Origin of the sequence: Pseudovibrio sp. Ad13, assembly GCF_001623225.1 — a bacterium.
GTDB lineage: Bacteria > Pseudomonadota > Alphaproteobacteria > Rhizobiales > Stappiaceae > Pseudovibrio.
This window is the reverse complement of sequence record NZ_LMCC01000018.1, coordinates 254,757-272,397: the sequence shown is the minus strand read 5'-3', so window position 1 is coordinate 272,397 and position 17,641 is coordinate 254,757. Positions and strand designations below refer to the sequence as shown.

The window sequence follows — 17,641 nt, the reverse complement described above, 5'->3', positions numbered from 1 at the left end:
TTGAGGGACTTAAGCTGCTTCTGAAGTTTTCATTGGTGCGTATTCTTGTCTGAAAACCAGCTTCCACTTTTCGGGAATGCACTTTGGTCTTCAAATTTTAACAGAATGCCCCCATATGGAGGGCAACATGAGTTTAAGGGCAGGTTTAGGGGTTACATGCTTGCATTGAATAAGTTTCCAAAGTTTCTCACACTCTTGGTGTTTTCGATCGGTCTGATCTTTGTGACGGCTGACTTTGCAGAGGCAAAGCGTGGGTTCAGTTTCGGTAGCCGCGGTTCACGCAGTTACTCAGCTCCAAAAGCGACCAAGACCGCACCAAAGACGGCTCCGGTTCAGCGGACCATGACACCTAACAACGGCACTAACACAGGTGCGCAGCAGCAGAATGCCGCGGCAGCCTCCAAGGCAGCTGCAGGCCAGCGCCGTGGTTTGTTTGGTGGTGGTTTCCTCGGTTCTATGCTCGGTGGTCTGGCACTTGGTGGATTGCTAGGCATGCTGTTCGGTTCCGGGTTCGGCGGTATGGCCGGGTTCTTCGGCCTGATCATGCAGGTGTTGCTGATCGGCGGTGGTATTATGTTGTTGATGCGCTTCTTGCGGGGACGCCAACAGCCACAGGCCGCTGGTGCTGCCCATGGATACCAGCAGGAGCCACAGCAGAACCAGTCGTTCAGCTTTAATGATGCGGGTGCGCAGGATGCGCCGCGTCGTTCAGGATCTTCTGGCATTCCGAACACCGGTTTTGGTGGTGGTCAGGCGCCTCAGTTTGAGGAAAAGCCTGTCTTTTCTACCGAAGCGGATGATGAAATCGGCCTGACTGCGGATGACTTTGATGCCTTTGAAGCGCTGCTGACAACCGTCTGGACTGCTTACGGCTCTGAAGATTACGGTAAGATCCGCGAAATCGCGACGCCTGAAATCATGGGCTACTTTGCTGAGGAACTGGGTAAGGCTGCGTCCAACGGTCTTGTCAATGAAGTGCGCGGCATCAAGCTGCTTCAGGGTGATCTGAGCGAAGCCTGGCGTGAAGGCGACAAGGACTATGCGTCTGTCGCAATGCGCTATGAGGCCATTGATGTGATGCGTGAGCGGGCCAACAACAAAGTGGTTGAAGGCAATCCGGATGTACCGGAAGAGCGGACCGAGATCTGGTCGTTTGTTCGCGATGCCGGTGAGAGCTGGAAGCTCTCAGCTATTCAACAAGCTGATTAATCAGAGCAGATAATAGAAATTGGAAAGGGGCCTCATGGGCCCCTTTCTCTTTAATGGTTCGATGGGTCTTGTGCTGCTAAAGCAATTCGCGTTTTAGCTGAAATGCTTGATCTGCTTTAGCTTTTGCTTTTTGCGTATCTATCTCCGAAAACCGATAGGCACTTTTTGGAGATACGCTTTAGGTTGCGACAGAAAGCTTTACATCGATGTTGTTACGGGTTGCGTTGGAATACGGGCAGACCTCATGCGCTGCAGCGACGAGTTCTTCTGCTTTTGCTTTGTCCATGCCCGGTACGGTAACAGCGAGAGCAATTTCCAGACCGAAACCACCTTCGGAGCGTGGGCCAATGCCAACGGTTGATTCTACGTTCACGTCAGCAGGCAGAGCGATGTCAGACTGCTGAGACGCTACAAACTTCATAGCTCCGATGAAACATGCGGCGTATCCAGCAGCGAAGAGCTGTTCCGGATTGTTGCCTTCACCACCTGCGCCACCCAGTTCTTTTGGGGTTGCAAGTGTCAGTTCCAGAGCACCGTCCTTTGTTTTCGCAGTGCCGTCCCGGCCACCGGTAGCAACTGCGCTTGTTTCATAAAGAACGTTAACTGGCATTTGGTATTCCTCGTTGTTGTTATGTATCGTGCACGATTAAATCCTATGCGATATAGTTAAGAAGAAATGTGGGGTGCTGTCAATCAAAACGTGAATTAATCGTGTGCGATTTAGTTTGACGGCTTTTATATTGATGGGTAGAACGAGGAAAGAGGATGTTACTCAGGACTGGAATACGGTGATGGCCGAGAAGAAATCTGAAGAATTTCAAGGCTTTGGTTTAGATCAGCATTTGTGCTTTGCCATCTATAAGGCCAACCACGCCTTCAATCGGTTTTATAAACCGGTGATGAAGAAGCTTAGGGTCACGTATCCGCAGTACATCACTTTGCTTGCTCTATTGGAAAAAGACCATCAGCGCGTCTCCGAGTTGGGGGAGCGCCTGTTCCTTGAGTCGAACACTCTGACACCGTTGCTTAAGCGCCTTGAAGAATTGGGCTTTCTTGCTCGTGTGCGCTCCAAAGAAGATGAGCGGCAGGTTATTGTTAGCCTGACGAAAGAAGGGCGTGATTTGAGTGATGGCGTGATTGACGTACAGCACTGCGCTTTTTCCAATCTGGATGTGCCGGTAGAAACCATTGGCCAGCTGGTTGAGCAGCTTAATGACATTCAGGAGATGTTGACGGAAGCCAAAGAGAAGGTTTCCAGCTAAAGATCAGCTGTCGGGCAGCATCGCTTTTTCAAAGGGATCGCGGCCATGCTGATCATATACGCAGCACAGGTCCTGCACTTCCTCCTTTAACAAGACAAACTGAGAAAAGCCGACGAGCTCTCCGTCAATATGTATTGGGGAGACGGTGACGAGTATGGTGGTGGTTCCGTATGGATTGGCCACATAACGCACCGGGTCTTTGCGGCCATCTTTGAACAGCTGCAGCATGGCATCAAACCGCGGGTTGGTGATGGCGCGGCGGTGGTTTTCTTTTACGTTGTGCCCGATGTGGCGGGGCTGACGATCCAGATTTTCTGAAGCCCATTTGTTGTAGTAGAGCAGCTTGCCGTCTTTATCGATGATGGTGACACCGATGCCTGCTTCCTCCAGCAAGCGGTCAGCCCAGCCTGACAGTCTCCACGCTTCCAGAATGCGTTGTTCAGTGACTTCCGGCAGTTCGCTCTTGTTGTCAGTCATGTTCGCTTACTCGCTGTTCGCCCAAACCTTAGCGAAGGCGAGTAAGCAATTGCTTTCAGAAATACTCGGGTTTTCTAAAGCTATGAGAATGCGGCGGCTGTTTTGAACTTGCGCTGGCGTGCCCAGAGAATGCCCAATGAACCCGCTGTCATGATGACGCCTGCCAGGATGGCGATTGGATCTAGTAGGGTCTGAGGCAGATAGCCAGCTTTGTCAGCGATGAGCTCAAACAGCAATGAGGTGAACGGCAGGGCGGCGATTGTGGCAACGTAGTTCTGACTGCCAACCAGATTAATCGCCTGCATGGACAGGAACATGGACACACCACGCAGGGTTATGCCGACACAAATGGCCGCGAGCCACATGGTTGGGCTCCAGACCTGTGTCAGGTCGATGAGCGGCAGGTTGCTGGTCCAGTCCGTTGCTTGCTGTGTTGCTGCAGGGCCATCGGTGATGAGAGAGAGGGCGGCGAGGGCGATGAGCATGATCAGTGCGCTGGCCACCAGCATGACACCGCTGAGCGAGGCACGTTCCTTCAGGTCATCTCCCTGATTTTGCGGGTGGAATTCAGCGATAATAACGGAGGCAACCACTGCAAATTCTGAGAAGATCATCAGATAGACGGCGGGGTTGGAGTAGGTGTCTTCCAGTGAGGAGATCAACAGAACAACGCCAAGAATAATGATCAGATGACCGGGCAGTTCCAGAGCGGTGGGGAGCCGGAAAAACAAGAGAGCAAAGGCGAGCGCTGAAAACGGAACGGAGACAAGGCCAAAAAAGCCTGCGTTTGCCGCACTGATGTACAGCAGAGAGGCTGTGAAACAGGCTGCGGAGAGGACACGGGCAACTCCGTAGGCCCAGGTGTAAGGGCTCTTGAGCGCATCCATTGTTGCGCCCAGCTTTCGGCTGACGGCGATGAGGAACAGGCCGCCAAACATCAGCTGAATGATAGTGAAGATCCATGGATCAAGATTGTAAGTAAGTAGCAAGCCTTTGCTTATGACAATCAGAAACGCCCAGCTTACCATGGTGGCAAGGCAGACAATCAAGCCCTTGGGGGTCAAACTTAGTACTCCTCTCCGACGAATTCGCCGGTGATTTTCAGGCCATCAATTCCGGTCTGGCCGTTTTCTTTATAAATGCGCCTTGGGTATGCCCCTGCATGATTGGCAATATGATCAGCAAGTTGCTCAGAATGTGTGACGAGCCAGATCTGGCTGCGCTCTGAGGCTTTGGCAATGACTTTGGCGAGTGGTTCCAGCAAGTCAGGGTGCAGGCTGGCTTCGGGTTCGTTGAGGGCAATGAAGGAGGGCAGGCGGTAGGACAACATAGCGCCAAGCAGGGCGAGATATTGCAATGTGCCGTCCGACAGTTCCTGAGAGGGGAACGGGCGGCGGATTTCCGGTGTCTGTAATGCGAAGCGGCAATCCTGCCCATTGGCTTCGATGATCAGCTTGCTGTTGGGGAAGGCATCATCGACCGCTTCCTGGAGGTAAAAGGTGTCCTTGCGGATTTCCTTCAGTGTAGCGAAAACCGCTGCCAGATCGTTGCCGTCTGATGAGAGCGTTGGGGTGGTGACATTGGGGCTTGGGCGACGTAACAGGCTGTCCCGATCACTGCGGAAGGTGTGGTAGAAACGCCAGTCTGCAATTGCGCGGCGGACCAGATCCAACTCCGGAAACTGGCTGCCATCGCGAATGCTGGCGAGGGCCGTCTCGGAAGGCAAAAGCTCGTTGTCGTAGGTTACTTTGCTGCCGTTGCTGGCGCGCAGAAAGGCACTTGGGCCTTTGCGGTTCATCAGCACGACAGACTTGGAGCCTGTCAGAAGGTTTAGTTCTTCTTCTCTCACCATGGTCTCATAGGGCAGGGCGGGATCAGAGATCGGGTTGGGCAGGCCCAGCTGGATGCGGTAGGAGAGATCTCCCAGATCGGCACGCAGGATGATGCGCTTCTTTTCGTGGGTTTTCAGGTCTCCTGCCCACATGACGCTGTCTACGCCGCCTTCCTCTGAAACAGCGCGGGTGATACGGCCCAGTGCGGCTTGCTGCAGAAGTTCAAGCGACTTGTAGAGGTTGGTTTTACCGACGCCATTGTTGCCGACAAACACGTTGACGGCACCAACTCGCATGAACAGCTTATGTACGGATCGGTAATTCTCAATACCGATCGCCGAGAGAGGGGGCATAGACATCTGGTGAAACTTTTTTGATATATCTTCGGTAGGTATGGTTGAGAATAAGCAGGTTGACTCACGAATGTAAATTGAACCGCGGCGTTCATGCACCGGAAATTCACGTTTTGTTCGCTTGTGGTTGATGAAGCCCTGTGCTTCGTGGCAGGGTTGTCTAAACTGCTTTATGGTTTCGTTGTCGTGTGTTCTCGCCTGAGAGGGATCGTTCCTTTTTCGGGACTGTGCTTGAGAGGAAAGTGTCAATGTCTGATCAAAATTCTGATGGTATGCGGCAGGAATCCGATAGTTTTGGTGTGCTGGATGTTCCGATTGGCAAATATTGGGGTGCGCAAACCGCACGGTCTCTGATCAACTTTCCCATTGGCCGGGAGCATCTGCCGCCTGCGCTGATCCATGCGTTAGGCGCGGTGAAGCTGGCTGCTGCCAGGGTGAACATGGAAGAGGGGCGTTTGCCTGAAGATCTGGGCAAGGCCATTTGTCAGGCAGCGACCGAGGTGATTTCCGGCAAGCTGGATGCGCATTTCCCGCTGGTGATCTGGCAGACGGGGTCTGGCACACAGTCCAACATGAACACCAACGAGGTGATTGCCAACCGCGCCATTGAGTTGCTTGGCGGACAGATCGGCACCAAGTCTCCTGTGCACCCCAACGATCACGTGAATATGGGGCAGTCCTCTAACGACACCTTCCCGACGGCCATGCATATCGCGGCAGCTTGTGAGATCAACAAAGTGCTGCTGCCGGCCCTGACGCATTTGCACGACACGATGGAAGCCAAGGTGGCGGCCTTTGCGGATATTGTGAAGATTGGCCGGACGCACACGCAGGATGCGACGCCCTTGACATTGGGGCAGGAATTTTCTGGCTATGTGGCGCAGCTGGAGTATTCCAAGGAGCGTATTGAGCAGAGCCTTGTGGGGCTTTATCGCCTTGCGCAGGGTGGCACAGCGGTGGGAACCGGACTTAATTCAACGCCAGAGTTTGCCAGTGCGTTTGCTACTCACGTGAGTGAGGTGACAGGCCTGCCATTTGTGACAGCGGTCAATAAATTTGAGGCACTGGCCACGCATGATGCGGCTGTGTTTGCACATGGTGCGCTGAACACGCTGGCTTGTTCGCTGATGAAGATTGCCAATGACATTCGATTCCTTGCCTCTGGTCCACGTTCCGGTCTTGGTGAGATCAGCCTGCCAGCCAACGAGCCAGGCTCTTCCATTATGCCGGGTAAAGTGAACCCGACCCAGTGTGAAGCGGTGACCATGGTCTGCGCTCAGGTGATGGGCAATCAGACAGCGGTGAGTGTGGGTGGATCGACAGGGCACTTTGAGCTGAACGTGTTCAAACCTGTGATTGCCAACAGCCTGCTGCAATCCATTGAGCTTCTGGCCGATTGCATGGTGAGCTTTGCGGACCGCTGTGTTGTTGGCATTGAGCCAAACATTGAGCGTATTGAAGAGTTGCTGGAACGGTCCTTGATGCTGGTGACAGCACTTGCGCCCACCATCGGCTATGACAAAGCAACCGAGATTGCCAAGTCTGCCCATAAGAACGGGACCACACTGAAGGACGAAGCGCTTCGTCTTGGTTATGTGTCTGCGGAAGAGTTTGACCGTGTTGTCCGGCCAGAAAAAATGGTCAGGCCGGGGTAGGACGGTTGCCACTCATCATGATGTCCAGAGTGTGTTTCAGGCAGGCTTTTTGGTCTGCCTCCTCTAACTGCTGAGCCCCAATGAGCGTTGCATAAAGGATCTGGCTGTTGATCTTTGCATTTCTTTGGGTTTGGGGGATTTGAGAAAATAATTGCTCGACGTACTCCAGACGCCGCTGATCAATTTTGCTCATATAGGCGCCGGCGAGATCATCAAACTGGGCCCAGTTGCGGATCGCGGAGGAAACGCCGGTTGCGCCATACTCTAATGAGACCTCACTTGCTGCAATCTCGATCAGATCATAGAGGCGCTGTTTGGGGGCGGGGCTGCCTGCATCGACCTGCGCGATGATTTGTTGTGTGGCTAATTGCTCCCAATGGTCCAGCATTGCTTTTTTCAAAGCAGCGACATCCTTGAAGTGCCAATAGAACGAGCCCTTGCTCACCTTAAGTGTTCTGGCAAGCGCTTCGGCTTTCAGGCTCAGAGGTCCATTCGCGGCTAGCGAGCGGAAGCCGCCTTTGATCCAGTCCAATGCTGTGAGTTTGGTTTTCTCTGTCATTCTTTCACCATACGTTGCCGTATTGACAGGGTCCAGCATTAAGCTACCATACGCTACCGTATGGAATCAAAAATGAGGGAATTCCAATGAATAAGTGGCTGTTCGCTTCTGGCATCTTGTCGTTACTGTTGGTGCTGGTGCATGTGTTTCTGGGTGGGCCAGAGATCCATGATCCTGTATTGGGCAGTGATCTTCATCCTGTGGTGATCGCGGTGCTGTCGGTGGTCTGGCACGGGATTACGGTGGTGATGCTGGTCAATGGTGTGTTGTTGCTGGCAGCTGCCTTTAGAGAGGAACTGGCCGCTGGTGTTGCCTGGGTGGTGATTGGGCAATATGGCGGGTTCACGCTGCTGTTCATCTACTACGGCCTCACCCAGTTGGGTAACCTGATGGATATGCCGCAGTGGATTTCCTTCGTGATTATAGCCGGCTGTGTGGTGATGGGATTGCGGAAGGTCGGGCGTGCAAATGCATTGCGGAGTTCTGTAGCCTGAGTGGTTGAAATGGGTGACGCCCAAAACTGCTGCGTGTTGACATTTCGCGGTTTGCGCTTTTATTGTCATCAATGGTCGGCAGTTCCCAAGGCGTCGCTGCCCCGAAAGGGGAGCTAAACCTGCCATTCACTTCGACAGCAATCGACATTCTTGTCCGATGCCGCTTCGCAAGCCAGCGACCACGAAAATGTAATGCGGCTCGAGAGGATTTTTCAATGTCGAGAGTCCCAGTCCCTCTTCGTTCGCCTGATATCTCCACGTTTGCGCGTAGTGTTGCCCGCCAGATGAAAACTCGCGGTGATGCTCCCTCGCATGTGGAGTTGATGAACATGCTCGCCAAAGCGGCGGGTTTCCAGAACTTCCAGCATCTAAAAGCTTCGCATTCTGCGGGTCGTCGCCTCGATACCGAGCCGGTTGTCGAGACGGTAGACCATCGGCTTGTTGAGCGCGCCCTCAATCAGTTTGATGATTTGGGGCGATTGGTGAGCTGGCCGTCACGGCGGCAGGTTCAGGTGCTTTGTCTTTGGCAGTTGTGGTCCCTTATTCCGGCTGGTGCATCGCTTCGGGAGAAAGAGATCAACATGCTGCTTAAGGAAGGGCACTGTTTTGCTGACCCTGCTTTGTTAAGGCGTGAGCTGTTTAGTCTCGGGCTTTTACATCGTAATCGGGATTGTTCTGATTACAGACGGCAGGAGAAACAACCACCGCTGGAAGCGCGTGATCTGATCAAGCGTTTGAAGGGGAGAAGTTTGGAACGTGAGACTGACAGTTCTGCCATGTCGTTTATTGTCAGGCCGAGCGCTTAAGCTGGTTTTCACTTCCCAAGAGACAGGAAGCTCCCCAATACGTGGGTTGGGGAGCTTCTTTATTCTGTTGTGGCTTATGGCCACTTTACCACGGGTGGCATGGAGGACAGGATGGAGGAGACGTTTCCGCCTGTCTTGAGGCCGAAGATTGTGCCGCGGTCGTAAAGGAGGTTGAACTCCACGTAACGGCCACGACGGACCAGCTGTTCTTCGCGTTGTTCGACCGTCCATGGGGTCAGGAAGTTTTTGCGGATCAGCTTTGGATAGATGTCGAGGAAGGCGTTGCCGACGGATTTGGTGAGGGCAAGGTCTGCATTCCAGTCGCCGGTGTTGTGGCGGTCGTAGAAAATGCCACCGATGCCGCGTGCTTCGTTGCGGTGAGGCAGATAGAAGTACTCGTCGCACCACTTCTTGAAGTGCTCGTAATCAGCCCCCGGATGGTCTGCGCAGGCTGCTTTCATGGCCTCATGAAATTCGACAGTGTCCGGATCTTCCTGCGTGCGGCGTGCACTGAGCACAGGTGTCAGGTCTGCTCCGCCACCAAACCACTGCTTGGTGGTGACGACCATGCGGGTGTTCATATGCACTGCTGGTACATTTGGGTTGTGCATGTGGGCGATCAGAGAGATGCCCGAAGCCCAGAAACGTGGGTCTTCGCTGGCACCGGGGATCTGGTCGCGGAACTCTGGCGAGAACTCACCGTGTACGCTGGAGACGTGTACGCCGACTTTTTCAAATACACGTCCATGCATCAGGGACATGACACCGCCGCCGCCGTGGCCGCCGCTGTGGTCTGTACGTTCCCAAGGGGTCCGCTCGAAACGTCCCGCCGGCTGGTCAGAGAGAGGGCCGTCCAGTTCCCCGACTTCTACTTCCAGCTGCTCAAAGGCATTGCAAATGTTGTCACGCAGCTGGCTGAACCACGCGGATGCCTCTTGTTTTTTGTCTTCCAGATCTGCTGGAAGCGTGTTTTGTGTCTCGCTCATAGTCCCTCCTTGAGCGCAAAGCGTTCTTTGCTGTTCTATGTAAGGGAGCGCAACTGAGAAGTACAGGTGAGGCGGAACGGTGCATGGAGCTATTTGGATCTGTCGAGGATGACTGGATACTTTTCAGGCTGGACATAGTTGCCGTCACATTCGGGCTTGGCACGGAACTCCATCAGTTGGGGGTAGCCATCGGAGGTGAACTTGTGAACCTCGTAGGTGCCACAGTCTCCAAGCCCGCGGCCTTCCGTGAAGCTGGTCAGATCTCCGGTCTTGATGTCCCAGACACCGTTGAAGACCACGTCGGGGTTGTCGTTACCTTCGTGTTTTGGGCGTTCAAAGGTCAGCAGCTTGGCGTTGTTGGGCTGACGGGAGTCTATACGGATGTAGAGGTGGGCCATGTTGTAAAGGTTGTTGGCGCACATGAACTCCAGCACCTTCACGTCCTTGCTGAACTGCAGTGTATTGTTGCCGGACAGGTCGTAGGCGTCTTTCCAATCACAGGGATAGGCTGCATCCAGCATGTTTATGTAGCGGTTCAGGATTGATGGATCGTGCTGTGTGACGGGTTTGACAGGTTCGGCGTGTAACGAGCTTGCCAGTAGAGTTTCGAAGAGAACGGTTGCTGCAAAACAGGCTGTGAATGTTCGGGGCAAGGTTTGGAACACGGCGATCTTCCTCTTTGGACAACCCTAAAGCAGTTCGCATTTAAGTTGAAACATATGAACTGCTTTAGTCTTTGTTTTTGCGTATCTTTATCCGAAAACCGATTTCCACTTTTCGGAGATACGCTGTAGTCTTCTTGCTGTGTCTTTGAAGATGCCTTGCCAGCCTTACTCTTGCGCTAAAACTCTTGGTTTCATCGCGCTTACCAAGAAGCTTCGGGCTTTAATGGACTTGCTGGTCGCTTTTATCTTGACGGGTAGATCAACGGGTAATCCGTTGGCTCACGGAATTTGCCGTCACACTGCCGCTTGGCGCGATACTCCACGAGTTCCAGATACCCTTTGGGTGTGAAGCGGTGGATTTCAAAAGAGCCACAGTCAGAGAGGCCGCGATCCACTGTGAAGCTGGTGAGAGCGCTGCGATTGTGATCCCAAAAGCTGTTGAACAGAATGTACCGGCTGGTGACTGGCTGGTCCTCAGGACGATCGAGGGAGACGAGCTTTGCAGGCTGTTTTGAGTTTTTGGTGCGACGGATATAGAGGTTTGCCAGATTGTGTATGCCAACGGTGCAGGAGAACTCGAGCACCTCGATGCCGTCGCCGAAGTCGTAGAGGTTATACCCGCTTCGTGTGTGTGCATCATGCCAATCACAGGGGTATATCTCGTCCAGCAGGTGGAGATATCGATTCAGGACGGCTTCGTCATGCAGGTTGGCATGGAGGACGGGTTCGACCGGTGCACCTGCGAATGTGGACTGTGGAACTGACAGCAAAAGTGCAAAGCAAAACAGATGAGCGAATTTTCTCGAAAGACTCTCAAACATCGCAATAAAAACCTAAATCGCGCAAAGCAACGCATTCAATAACGCAATTAGTTTAGGTTGTGTTTTATTCAAAAACAATCTGTTTGACGGAGTGCTTCACCCAGGACCATGCCAGTGGAAACGGCCATGTTGAGAGAGCGCATGCCGTTCTTCATAGGAATCAGCAGCCTTGCATCTGCAACTTGATGGATATCTTCTGGCACGCCAGAACTTTCGCGACCCATCAGGATCAGGTCGTCTTTCTTGAAAGCGAACTGCGTATAAGGGCGTGATCCTTTGGTGGTCATGAGGATAAGTCGGCGTTTTTCAGCTAACTGCCATTCACGAAAACTCTCCCAATCCATATGACGTTGGAGTTTGGCGCGTTCGATGTAATCCATGCCAGCCCGTTTAAGTGCATGATCAGACAGGGGGAAGCCTGCCGGTTCGATCAGGTGTACCGTCACATCCATGCAAGCGGCCAGCCGTAATAGGGTCCCGGTGTTCTGCGGAATGTCTGGCTGGTAAAGGGCAATATCTGGCATGTTGTCGGGTGCTCGCGTTGTTTCCTGAAAGAATGGCTTATGGAAGCATCTCTTGGGCATCTAGAGGAACCCGGGGAAAATCTCCAGAAAAATCATAGAGTTTGTTGATAGGTGGGGCGTTCCGGTAGGTGAAACCTAATGGAAATCAAGAGGTTCTATCTGATTTCGTGATATATGTTGCGAAAAAGATACACCACATCCTAAAGTGGTTTTCCGTATTTTTTGGGGCTAGGCATGTCTCCGCCTTTATGAGTATAAGCATCTCGCACCGGCCGAGAGCCCTCATCTTACTTGACGAGACTCTCCGAGTTGCTGATCGCCCGATCAGCTATTTTTTAACGTTGGAACTAGGGAGACATACATGATTACTGAATTTGTGCTCGTGAACGTAAATGTTCTCCCAGCGACTGGCGCATGCGCTATGCATCCCGCCAAAAACGCAGGTTACGCCGTTTCCGCTTAGAAGGCGGATTTCCAACACTTTCTAGCTCGTATTTTCTTAATGCAGCCCTCTTCACGGACGTATTACGTCTGCGGTTGCATGCATATGTTGTCGGAGTATCTCCAATGATTACGTCATTTATCTGGGCGCAGATCGCGTCCCGTGACGATTCTGCATCTCAAATTCCGGTCGATGGTGGCCGGTATGTGCGCTCGGCTGGTTCTGAAAAAGGAACGTTTTCTCAAAGCCTTGGGCACGCATTCTGGTTCTTGATGATTAGTGCTGGAATCGCATTTTTTACAATTATTCCAACGCTCTACGCAGAGTTGGCTACGGTAGAAATTGTAAGAGCAAACGGAATCAACGAGGCTGGCTCTCTGTTTCAGGGGCGTTTGATTGATACCCTGGTTGGAGCTTTTGCTGTTGGGGTTGGAATTGCCAGTGTTATCTGGACTTTTTCCGGCTCTCCGAAAGATAACCGGGATCCTTACGATCGAGATGAGCGGCTGCAGTAAGCAGCCGTCATCCTCTTACCATGTTGACGTGGTAGCGCACCTCGCAAACCAAATATCTTAATTGGGATTTGTCATGTTCTCTTATTTTGAGAAGCTTATTGACCCATTCAAAATGGAAGAGATCGAGACTCCTCCAAGTAAGTTTTGGGGGTTTATCTGGTATTATACCAAGCCTGTTTCAATACTACTTGTTGTAATCGCCTTTTTCGCTGCATCTATTGCTGTAATTGAAGTGGTCATCTTTACGTTTATGGGTGATTTGGTGAACTGGTTAGGCACCGAAGACCCGGAAACGTTCTTTTCCGACAACTGGGGCCACCTGATCTGGATGGGTGTTGTTCTTCTTGTGATTTCGCCGATCATGTCAGCAGTGTGGGAGATGTTCTTCCATCAAGGATTGGTTGGTAACTATCCAATGCTGATCAGGTGGAAGGGGCACCGGCAGTTACTTCGACAGAGTTTGACTTTCTTTCATAATGACTTTGCAGGTCGCATTGCTAACAAGTTGATGCAGACTTCTCTTGCTGTGCGGGAAGTTATTACGCGTATTGTCGATATATTTGTCTATGTAATTGTTTACTTCCTGGCTGCGCTTGTTGTGCTTGTGAGCGCAGATTGGCGTCTTGCATTGCCGATGATCGGTTGGTTGCTCTCCTACTTCCTCGTCATGTACGTCTTTGTTCCCAAGCTTAAGCGTATTTCCAAAAAGCAAGCAGATGCCCGGTCTGTGATGACTGGTCATATCGTTGATGCCTATACGAATATCTCGACCGTAAAGCTGTTTTCACATGCATCGCGCGAAGAAGATTATGCCAAAGGTTCCATGAGCACTTTCATGGATACCGTGCATAAGCAGATGCGGAATGTGACCAAGCTGAATATCTGCCTGACGCTGATCAACAATCTGCTCTTGTTGTCTCTTGGTGCTCTGTCCATCTGGCTTTGGCAGAGGGCTTTGGTGACGACTGGTGATATCGCGATTGCGATTGGTCTGGCCTTGCGTTTGCAGGGCATGTCTCAGTGGATCCTTTGGGAAGTTGCTAGCCTCTTCGAGAATATCGGTACTGTTCAGGACGGATTGGGCATGTTGTCCCGGCATACGGAGGTCACTGATAAGCAAGATGCGAAAGCGCTTGTTGTTTCTGACGCGGAAATTCGCTTTGAAGATGTGAAGTTCCACTATGGCAAGGGCAGTGGCGTTCTGGAGAACCTGTCGCTCAACATTAAACCGGGTGAGAAAATCGGGATTGTTGGTCGCTCGGGTGCGGGTAAATCGACCCTGATGAACTTGCTGCTGCGCTTCCATGATCTGGAAGGTGGACGCATTGCCATTGATGGTCAGGATATTCGCGGCGTGACGCAAGAGAGCCTGCGCCAGAATGTTGGCGTGGTTTCTCAGGACACGTCTTTGCTGCATCGGACGATTCTGGAGAACATCACCTACGGCAAAGATGGTGCAACTCTGGAAGAGGCGACCGAAGCGGCGAGACGGGCTCATGCTCTGGAGTTTATTGACGGCCTGAAAGATCCGGAAGGACGGACTGGCTTTGATACTCTGGTGGGTGAGCGCGGTGTGAAGCTTTCTGGCGGTCAACGTCAGCGCGTCGCTATCGCACGTGTCTTGCTGAAGGATGCCCCGATCCTTGTTTTGGACGAAGCAACGTCTGCTTTGGACTCAGAAGTGGAGGCTGCGATCCAGGAAAGCCTGTTTGAGTTGATGGAAGGTAAGACGGTTATTGCAATTGCCCACCGACTTTCCACAATTGCGGCAATGGATCGCCTCATTGTCATGGATCAAGGCAAGATCGTAGAGATGGGTACCCATGAGGAACTTCTGAAATCCGAAGGTATCTATGGAAACCTCTGGAACCACCAATCTGGCGGTTTCCTTGCTCAAGTTGCCGCCGAATAGGGATTCCTGACAGGGAATCAAGCGGTTTAAACTAAAAGTGGTTCGGGGCGAGTTTGCGTCCTAGGGTCCCCGAACCACTCGACTTTTGACTCATATTTGCGTGTCAAAATCTCAATTGATCCCGTTTTTTTCCTCTTATGCCCAAGTTGTCTGCGACAATAAGTCCGCAAATTTTTAACCAGTCTAGACAAGTGCGACCATTGGTGGCAGATAGCATCCGTCAATATAAGTGCGTATTTAGCGCATTTTCACCTATGTCTTCTTTGCGGTGTATAGACAGTGACCGGTTTTGACTGGTTGCGGGCCTGTCCTCACAGAAGAGATCGTAGGTGTTCTCTTTCAATTTTGTTTCGAGAGGACGCGACCTTGGAACACACGGACACGGCTGAACCGTCACGCCGCGATTTTCTTTACATCGCGACCGGTGCCGTGGGCGCGGTCGGTGCGGGAGCTCTGGCTTGGCCCTTTATCCATCAGATGAACCCCGATGCATCTGCACTGGCTTTGGCTTCTATCGAAGTTGATGTTTCTGCGGTTGAAGTCGGGCAATCCATCACTGTGACCTGGCGTGGTAAGCCGGTCTTTATCCGTCAACGTACGGAAAAAGAGATCGCTGAAGCGACAGAAGTGCCTATTGCTGATCTGCCAGACCAGTTTGCACGTAATGCTAACCTAGAAGATGGTGCGGACGCATCTGACGCAAACCGCGCTACGACAGGTAAAGAAGCCTGGCTGGTTATGGTTGGCGTTTGTACGCACCTGGGCTGTGTGCCTCTTGGTGAAGCTGGTGAATACGGCGGCTGGTTCTGCCCATGTCACGGCTCCCACTACGACACTGCTGGTCGTATTCGTAAAGGCCCGGCTCCAGAAAACATGCTCGTGCCGCCTTACAAGTTTTCCAGCGACGACGTTGTTGTAATCGGCTGACGAGGCCCTTTCAGGAGGCAGCTATGGCTGGTCATTCTACTTATGAACCGCAAAACGCTGGCGCCAAATGGCTTGAGCGTCGTTTGCCGGTACTCTCCCTTGTACATGGGAGTTTTGTTGCGTTTCCTACCCCGAAGAACCTGAACTACTGGTGGACCTTCGGCGGTATCGCATTTTTCGTGCTCGTTGTTCAGCTCATTACCGGTATCGTTCTGGTAATGCACTACACGCCGAATGATGCGCTCGCATTTGCATCCGTTGAGCACATCATGCGCGATGTAAACTACGGATGGTTGATGCGTTATCTGCACTCAAACGGTGCATCCATGTTCTTCTTCGCAGTGTACATCCACATCTTCCGCGGTATGTACTACGGTTCTTACAAAGAGCCGCGCGAACTTGCATGGATCCTGGGCGTGCTGCTGTTCTTCCTCATGGTGCTTACCGCATTCATGGGCTACGTGCTTCCTTGGGGCCAGATGTCTCTTTGGGGTGCAACGGTTATTACGAACCTGTTCTCTGCAGTTCCAGTTGTTGGTGAAGCAATCACCACATGGCTCTGGGGTGGTTTCGCAGTTGGTAACCCAACACTGAACCGCTTCTTCTCACTGCATTATCTGCTGCCGTTCGTGATCCTTGGCGTTGTGATGCTGCACATCTGGGCGTTCCACGTTGCTGGTAACAACAACCCAGTTGGTGTTGATCCTAAGTCCGATAAAGACACAGTTCCATTCCATCCGTACTACACGTTGAAGGATCTGTTCGCGATCGTTGTCTTTATGATCCTGTTCTCCTGGTTCGTGTTCTACCTGCCAAACTATCTGGGTCATGCTGATAACTACATTCCAGCGAACCCAATGGTGACACCAGCGCACATCGTGCCAGAATGGTTCCTTCTGCCATTTTATGCGATCCTGCGTGCGATCACTTTCGATATTGGTCCAATTCCTTCCAAACTCGGTGGTGTGATTGCCATGGGTGGTGCGATTGCGATCTTGTTCGTATTGCCTTGGCTTGATACTTCCAAAGTTCGTTCAGCGAATTACCGTCCTGTTTACCGGTTCTTCTTCTGGCTCTTCTTCTTCACCACAATCATGTTGGGGTGGCTTGGATCTAAGCCTGCTGAGCAGCCATACATTGCCTGGATCCAGTTCTTTACGGTCCTCTACTTCGCACACTTCCTGATCGTTCTTCCAGTTCTCGGACTGATCGAAACGCCTCGGAAAGTTCCTGACTCAATCAACGATGCAGTGCTGGGTAAGTCCAGTGATGCGGCTTAAGGGCAGGGGATTTTAAAGATGAAAAATCTAATGTTCAAAAGCGCTCGTGCTCTGGCTGTTGTTGCAGGTCTTGCTGTAGCTGGTCCGGCTCTTGCTGCTGGCGAAGGACCTCACGTTGAAAAGCAGCCTTGGTCTTTTGCTGGTCCTTTCGGCCAGTTTGACAAAGCCCAGCTCCAGCGCGGCTTCCAGGTGTACCAGGAAGTTTGTTCTGCCTGTCATGGACTGAGCTACGTCGCATTCCGTAACCTTGCTGAGGAAGGCGGACCAGGTTTCTCTGTTGATGAAGTGAAGGCTCTTGCAGCTGAATACTCCATCGAAGATGGCCCGGACAGTGAAGGTGAAATGTTTGAGCGTGACGGCAAGCCGTTCGACAAATTCCCATCACCATTCCCGAACGAGCAAGCTGCACGTGCTTCTAACAATGGTGCTTACCCACCAGACCTTTCTTTGATGGCAAAAGCACGCGCTGCCCTTCGTGGTTTCCCTTGGTTTGTTCTTGATGTTGCTACGCAGTATCAGGAAAACGGTCCGGATTACCTGTACGGTCTGCTAACTGGCTACCATGAGGCACCTGAGGGTGTTGAGGTTCCAGAAGGTCAGTACTACAATCCTGGCTTCATTTCAGGGTCCACGCTTGCAATGGCGCCTCCGCTTTCTGATGAGCTGGTTGAGTACTCCGACGGTTCTCCAATGACTGTTGATCAGTATGCTCGTGACGTTTCTGCATTCCTGATGTGGACTGCTGAGCCTCATCTGGAATCACGCAAGCGTATCGGCTTTGGTGTGATGGCATTCCTGATCCTGTTCGCATCGCTGCTGTACTTTACAAAGCGCAAGATCTGGAGAGATGTTGACCACTAAGGTCGCATTTATAAGTTCAAAAAGGGCTATCCTAATCGGGTAGCCCTTTTTTTTGGGGTTG

The 17,641-nt window shown here is 52.1% G+C and carries 19 protein-coding genes; 10 read left to right on the top strand and 9 right to left on the bottom strand.

Annotation, left to right across the window (positions count from 1 at the left end; all coding sequences use genetic code 11):
- Window positions 1-156 precede the first annotated feature (156 nt).
- Window positions 157-1,209, top strand: a complete 1,053-nt coding sequence (locus PsAD13_RS22820) for a Tim44 domain-containing protein (RefSeq protein ID WP_063319552.1) — start codon at window positions 157-159, stop codon at window positions 1,207-1,209.
- Window positions 1,210-1,387: 178 nt separating this feature from the next.
- Here PsAD13_RS22820 and PsAD13_RS22815 read toward each other — a convergent pair whose 3' ends face one another.
- Window positions 1,388-1,819 (bottom strand): organic hydroperoxide resistance protein, encoded by a 432-nt coding sequence (locus PsAD13_RS22815; RefSeq protein ID WP_057463616.1) that lies wholly within the window; start codon window positions 1,817-1,819, stop codon window positions 1,388-1,390.
- A gap of 181 nt (window positions 1,820-2,000) precedes the next feature.
- Here PsAD13_RS22815 and PsAD13_RS22810 point away from each other — a divergent pair, with 181 nt between their 5' ends.
- Entirely contained in the window at window positions 2,001-2,471 is a 471-nt protein-coding gene (locus PsAD13_RS22810; RefSeq protein ID WP_208986883.1) for a MarR family transcriptional regulator, read from the top strand.
- Window positions 2,472-2,474: 3 nt separating this feature from the next.
- Here PsAD13_RS22810 and PsAD13_RS22805 read toward each other — a convergent pair whose 3' ends face one another.
- The 3 genes from PsAD13_RS22805 to PsAD13_RS22795 form a co-directional block, all read right to left on the bottom strand.
- The gene (locus tag PsAD13_RS22805) at window positions 2,475-2,948 is read right to left on the bottom strand and encodes a PAS domain-containing protein (protein ID WP_063293997.1); all 474 of its coding nucleotides are present in this window, start codon (window positions 2,946-2,948) and stop codon (window positions 2,475-2,477) included.
- An 80-nt stretch (window positions 2,949-3,028) separates the two neighbouring features.
- Complete coding sequence (locus PsAD13_RS22800) at window positions 3,029-4,012, bottom strand: EamA family transporter (RefSeq protein ID WP_063290050.1); 984 nt, start codon at window positions 4,010-4,012, stop codon at window positions 3,029-3,031.
- A 2-nt stretch (window positions 4,013-4,014) separates the two neighbouring features.
- A complete protein-coding gene (locus PsAD13_RS22795) occupies window positions 4,015-5,139 on the bottom strand; it encodes an AAA family ATPase (protein WP_057463613.1) in 1,125 nt (374 codons plus the stop codon).
- A gap of 242 nt (window positions 5,140-5,381) precedes the next feature.
- On the opposite strand from PsAD13_RS22795, the gene fumC reads away from it, so the two are divergent.
- Entirely contained in the window at window positions 5,382-6,788 is a 1,407-nt protein-coding gene (fumC, locus tag PsAD13_RS22790) for a class II fumarate hydratase (RefSeq protein ID WP_063319550.1), read from the top strand.
- Here fumC and PsAD13_RS22785 read toward each other — a convergent pair.
- A complete protein-coding gene (locus PsAD13_RS22785; RefSeq protein ID WP_063319549.1) occupies window positions 6,775-7,347 on the bottom strand; it encodes a TetR/AcrR family transcriptional regulator in 573 nt (190 codons plus the stop codon). The two genes, fumC and PsAD13_RS22785, sit on opposite strands and share 14 nt — an antisense overlap.
- An 86-nt stretch (window positions 7,348-7,433) precedes the next feature.
- Here PsAD13_RS22785 and PsAD13_RS22780 point away from each other — a divergent pair, with 86 nt between their 5' ends.
- Together PsAD13_RS22780 and PsAD13_RS22775 are read left to right on the top strand one after the other, a co-directional pair.
- A complete protein-coding gene (locus tag PsAD13_RS22780) occupies window positions 7,434-7,841 on the top strand; it encodes a hypothetical protein (protein ID WP_063319548.1) in 408 nt (135 codons plus the stop codon).
- A gap of 215 nt (window positions 7,842-8,056) precedes the next feature.
- Entirely contained in the window at window positions 8,057-8,647 is a 591-nt protein-coding gene (locus tag PsAD13_RS22775; protein ID WP_208986882.1) for a DUF2087 domain-containing protein, read from the top strand.
- A gap of 74 nt (window positions 8,648-8,721) precedes the next feature.
- Here the strand turns inward: PsAD13_RS22775 and hemF are convergent, their stop codons facing one another.
- The 4 genes from hemF to PsAD13_RS22755 all read right to left on the bottom strand — a co-directional run bounded on the left by hemF (window position 8,722) and on the right by PsAD13_RS22755 (window position 11,643).
- A complete protein-coding gene (hemF, locus tag PsAD13_RS22770; protein WP_063319547.1) occupies window positions 8,722-9,633 on the bottom strand; it encodes an oxygen-dependent coproporphyrinogen oxidase in 912 nt (303 codons plus the stop codon).
- 89 nt (window positions 9,634-9,722) lie between these two features.
- A complete protein-coding gene (locus PsAD13_RS22765) occupies window positions 9,723-10,298 on the bottom strand; it encodes a DUF1176 domain-containing protein (protein ID WP_208986881.1) in 576 nt (191 codons plus the stop codon).
- A gap of 242 nt (window positions 10,299-10,540) precedes the next feature.
- Window positions 10,541-11,119 carry a DUF1176 domain-containing protein gene (locus PsAD13_RS22760; protein WP_063319546.1) on the bottom strand — a complete coding sequence of 193 codons (579 nt, stop codon included), beginning with the start codon at window positions 11,117-11,119 and terminating at the stop codon, window positions 10,541-10,543.
- Window positions 11,120-11,187: 68 nt separating this feature from the next.
- A complete protein-coding gene (locus PsAD13_RS22755) occupies window positions 11,188-11,643 on the bottom strand; it encodes a tRNA (cytidine(34)-2'-O)-methyltransferase (RefSeq protein ID WP_063298329.1) in 456 nt (151 codons plus the stop codon).
- Between the two features lie 567 nt (window positions 11,644-12,210).
- Here PsAD13_RS22755 and PsAD13_RS22750 point away from each other — a divergent pair.
- From PsAD13_RS22750 to PsAD13_RS22730, 5 genes are all read left to right on the top strand, one after another.
- A complete protein-coding gene (locus tag PsAD13_RS22750) occupies window positions 12,211-12,600 on the top strand; it encodes a hypothetical protein (RefSeq protein ID WP_057463607.1) in 390 nt (129 codons plus the stop codon).
- Window positions 12,601-12,673: 73 nt separating this feature from the next.
- Window positions 12,674-14,512, top strand: a complete 1,839-nt coding sequence (locus tag PsAD13_RS22745; protein ID WP_063319545.1) for an ABC transporter ATP-binding protein — start codon at window positions 12,674-12,676, stop codon at window positions 14,510-14,512.
- A gap of 366 nt (window positions 14,513-14,878) precedes the next feature.
- The gene (gene petA, locus PsAD13_RS22740) at window positions 14,879-15,439 is read left to right on the top strand and encodes a ubiquinol-cytochrome c reductase iron-sulfur subunit (RefSeq protein ID WP_057463604.1); all 561 of its coding nucleotides are present in this window, start codon (window positions 14,879-14,881) and stop codon (window positions 15,437-15,439) included.
- A gap of 23 nt (window positions 15,440-15,462) precedes the next feature.
- Window positions 15,463-16,719, top strand: a complete 1,257-nt coding sequence (locus tag PsAD13_RS22735) for a cytochrome b/b6 (protein ID WP_063312579.1) — start codon at window positions 15,463-15,465, stop codon at window positions 16,717-16,719.
- A gap of 18 nt (window positions 16,720-16,737) precedes the next feature.
- On the top strand, window positions 16,738-17,580 hold the full coding sequence (locus tag PsAD13_RS22730) for a cytochrome c1 (protein WP_057463602.1): 843 nt from the start codon (window positions 16,738-16,740) through the stop codon (window positions 17,578-17,580).
- Window positions 17,581-17,641 lie beyond the last annotated feature (61 nt).

Coding starts and splice junctions, on each gene's coding strand:
- PsAD13_RS22820 (WP_063319552.1), top strand. CDS start 157: ATGCTTGCATTGAATAAGTTTCCAAAGTTTCTCACACTCTTGGTGTTT.
- PsAD13_RS22815 (WP_057463616.1), bottom strand. CDS start 1,819: ATGCCAGTTAACGTTCTTTATGAAACAAGCGCAGTTGCTACCGGTGGC.
- PsAD13_RS22810 (WP_208986883.1), top strand. CDS start 2,001: ATGGCCGAGAAGAAATCTGAAGAATTTCAAGGCTTTGGTTTAGATCAG.
- PsAD13_RS22805 (WP_063293997.1), bottom strand. CDS start 2,948: ATGACTGACAACAAGAGCGAACTGCCGGAAGTCACTGAACAACGCATT.
- PsAD13_RS22795 (WP_057463613.1), bottom strand. CDS start 5,139: ATGTCTATGCCCCCTCTCTCGGCGATCGGTATTGAGAATTACCGATCC.
- fumC (WP_063319550.1), top strand. CDS start 5,382: ATGTCTGATCAAAATTCTGATGGTATGCGGCAGGAATCCGATAGTTTT.
- PsAD13_RS22785 (WP_063319549.1), bottom strand. CDS start 7,347: ATGACAGAGAAAACCAAACTCACAGCATTGGACTGGATCAAAGGCGGC.
- PsAD13_RS22780 (WP_063319548.1), top strand. CDS start 7,434: ATGAATAAGTGGCTGTTCGCTTCTGGCATCTTGTCGTTACTGTTGGTG.
- PsAD13_RS22775 (WP_208986882.1), top strand. CDS start 8,057: ATGTCGAGAGTCCCAGTCCCTCTTCGTTCGCCTGATATCTCCACGTTT.
- hemF (WP_063319547.1), bottom strand. CDS start 9,633: ATGAGCGAGACACAAAACACGCTTCCAGCAGATCTGGAAGACAAAAAA.
- PsAD13_RS22760 (WP_063319546.1), bottom strand. CDS start 11,119: ATGTTTGAGAGTCTTTCGAGAAAATTCGCTCATCTGTTTTGCTTTGCA.
- PsAD13_RS22755 (WP_063298329.1), bottom strand. CDS start 11,643: ATGCCAGATATTGCCCTTTACCAGCCAGACATTCCGCAGAACACCGGG.
- PsAD13_RS22750 (WP_057463607.1), top strand. CDS start 12,211: ATGATTACGTCATTTATCTGGGCGCAGATCGCGTCCCGTGACGATTCT.
- PsAD13_RS22745 (WP_063319545.1), top strand. CDS start 12,674: ATGTTCTCTTATTTTGAGAAGCTTATTGACCCATTCAAAATGGAAGAG.
- PsAD13_RS22735 (WP_063312579.1), top strand. CDS start 15,463: ATGGCTGGTCATTCTACTTATGAACCGCAAAACGCTGGCGCCAAATGG.
- PsAD13_RS22730 (WP_057463602.1), top strand. CDS start 16,738: ATGAAAAATCTAATGTTCAAAAGCGCTCGTGCTCTGGCTGTTGTTGCA.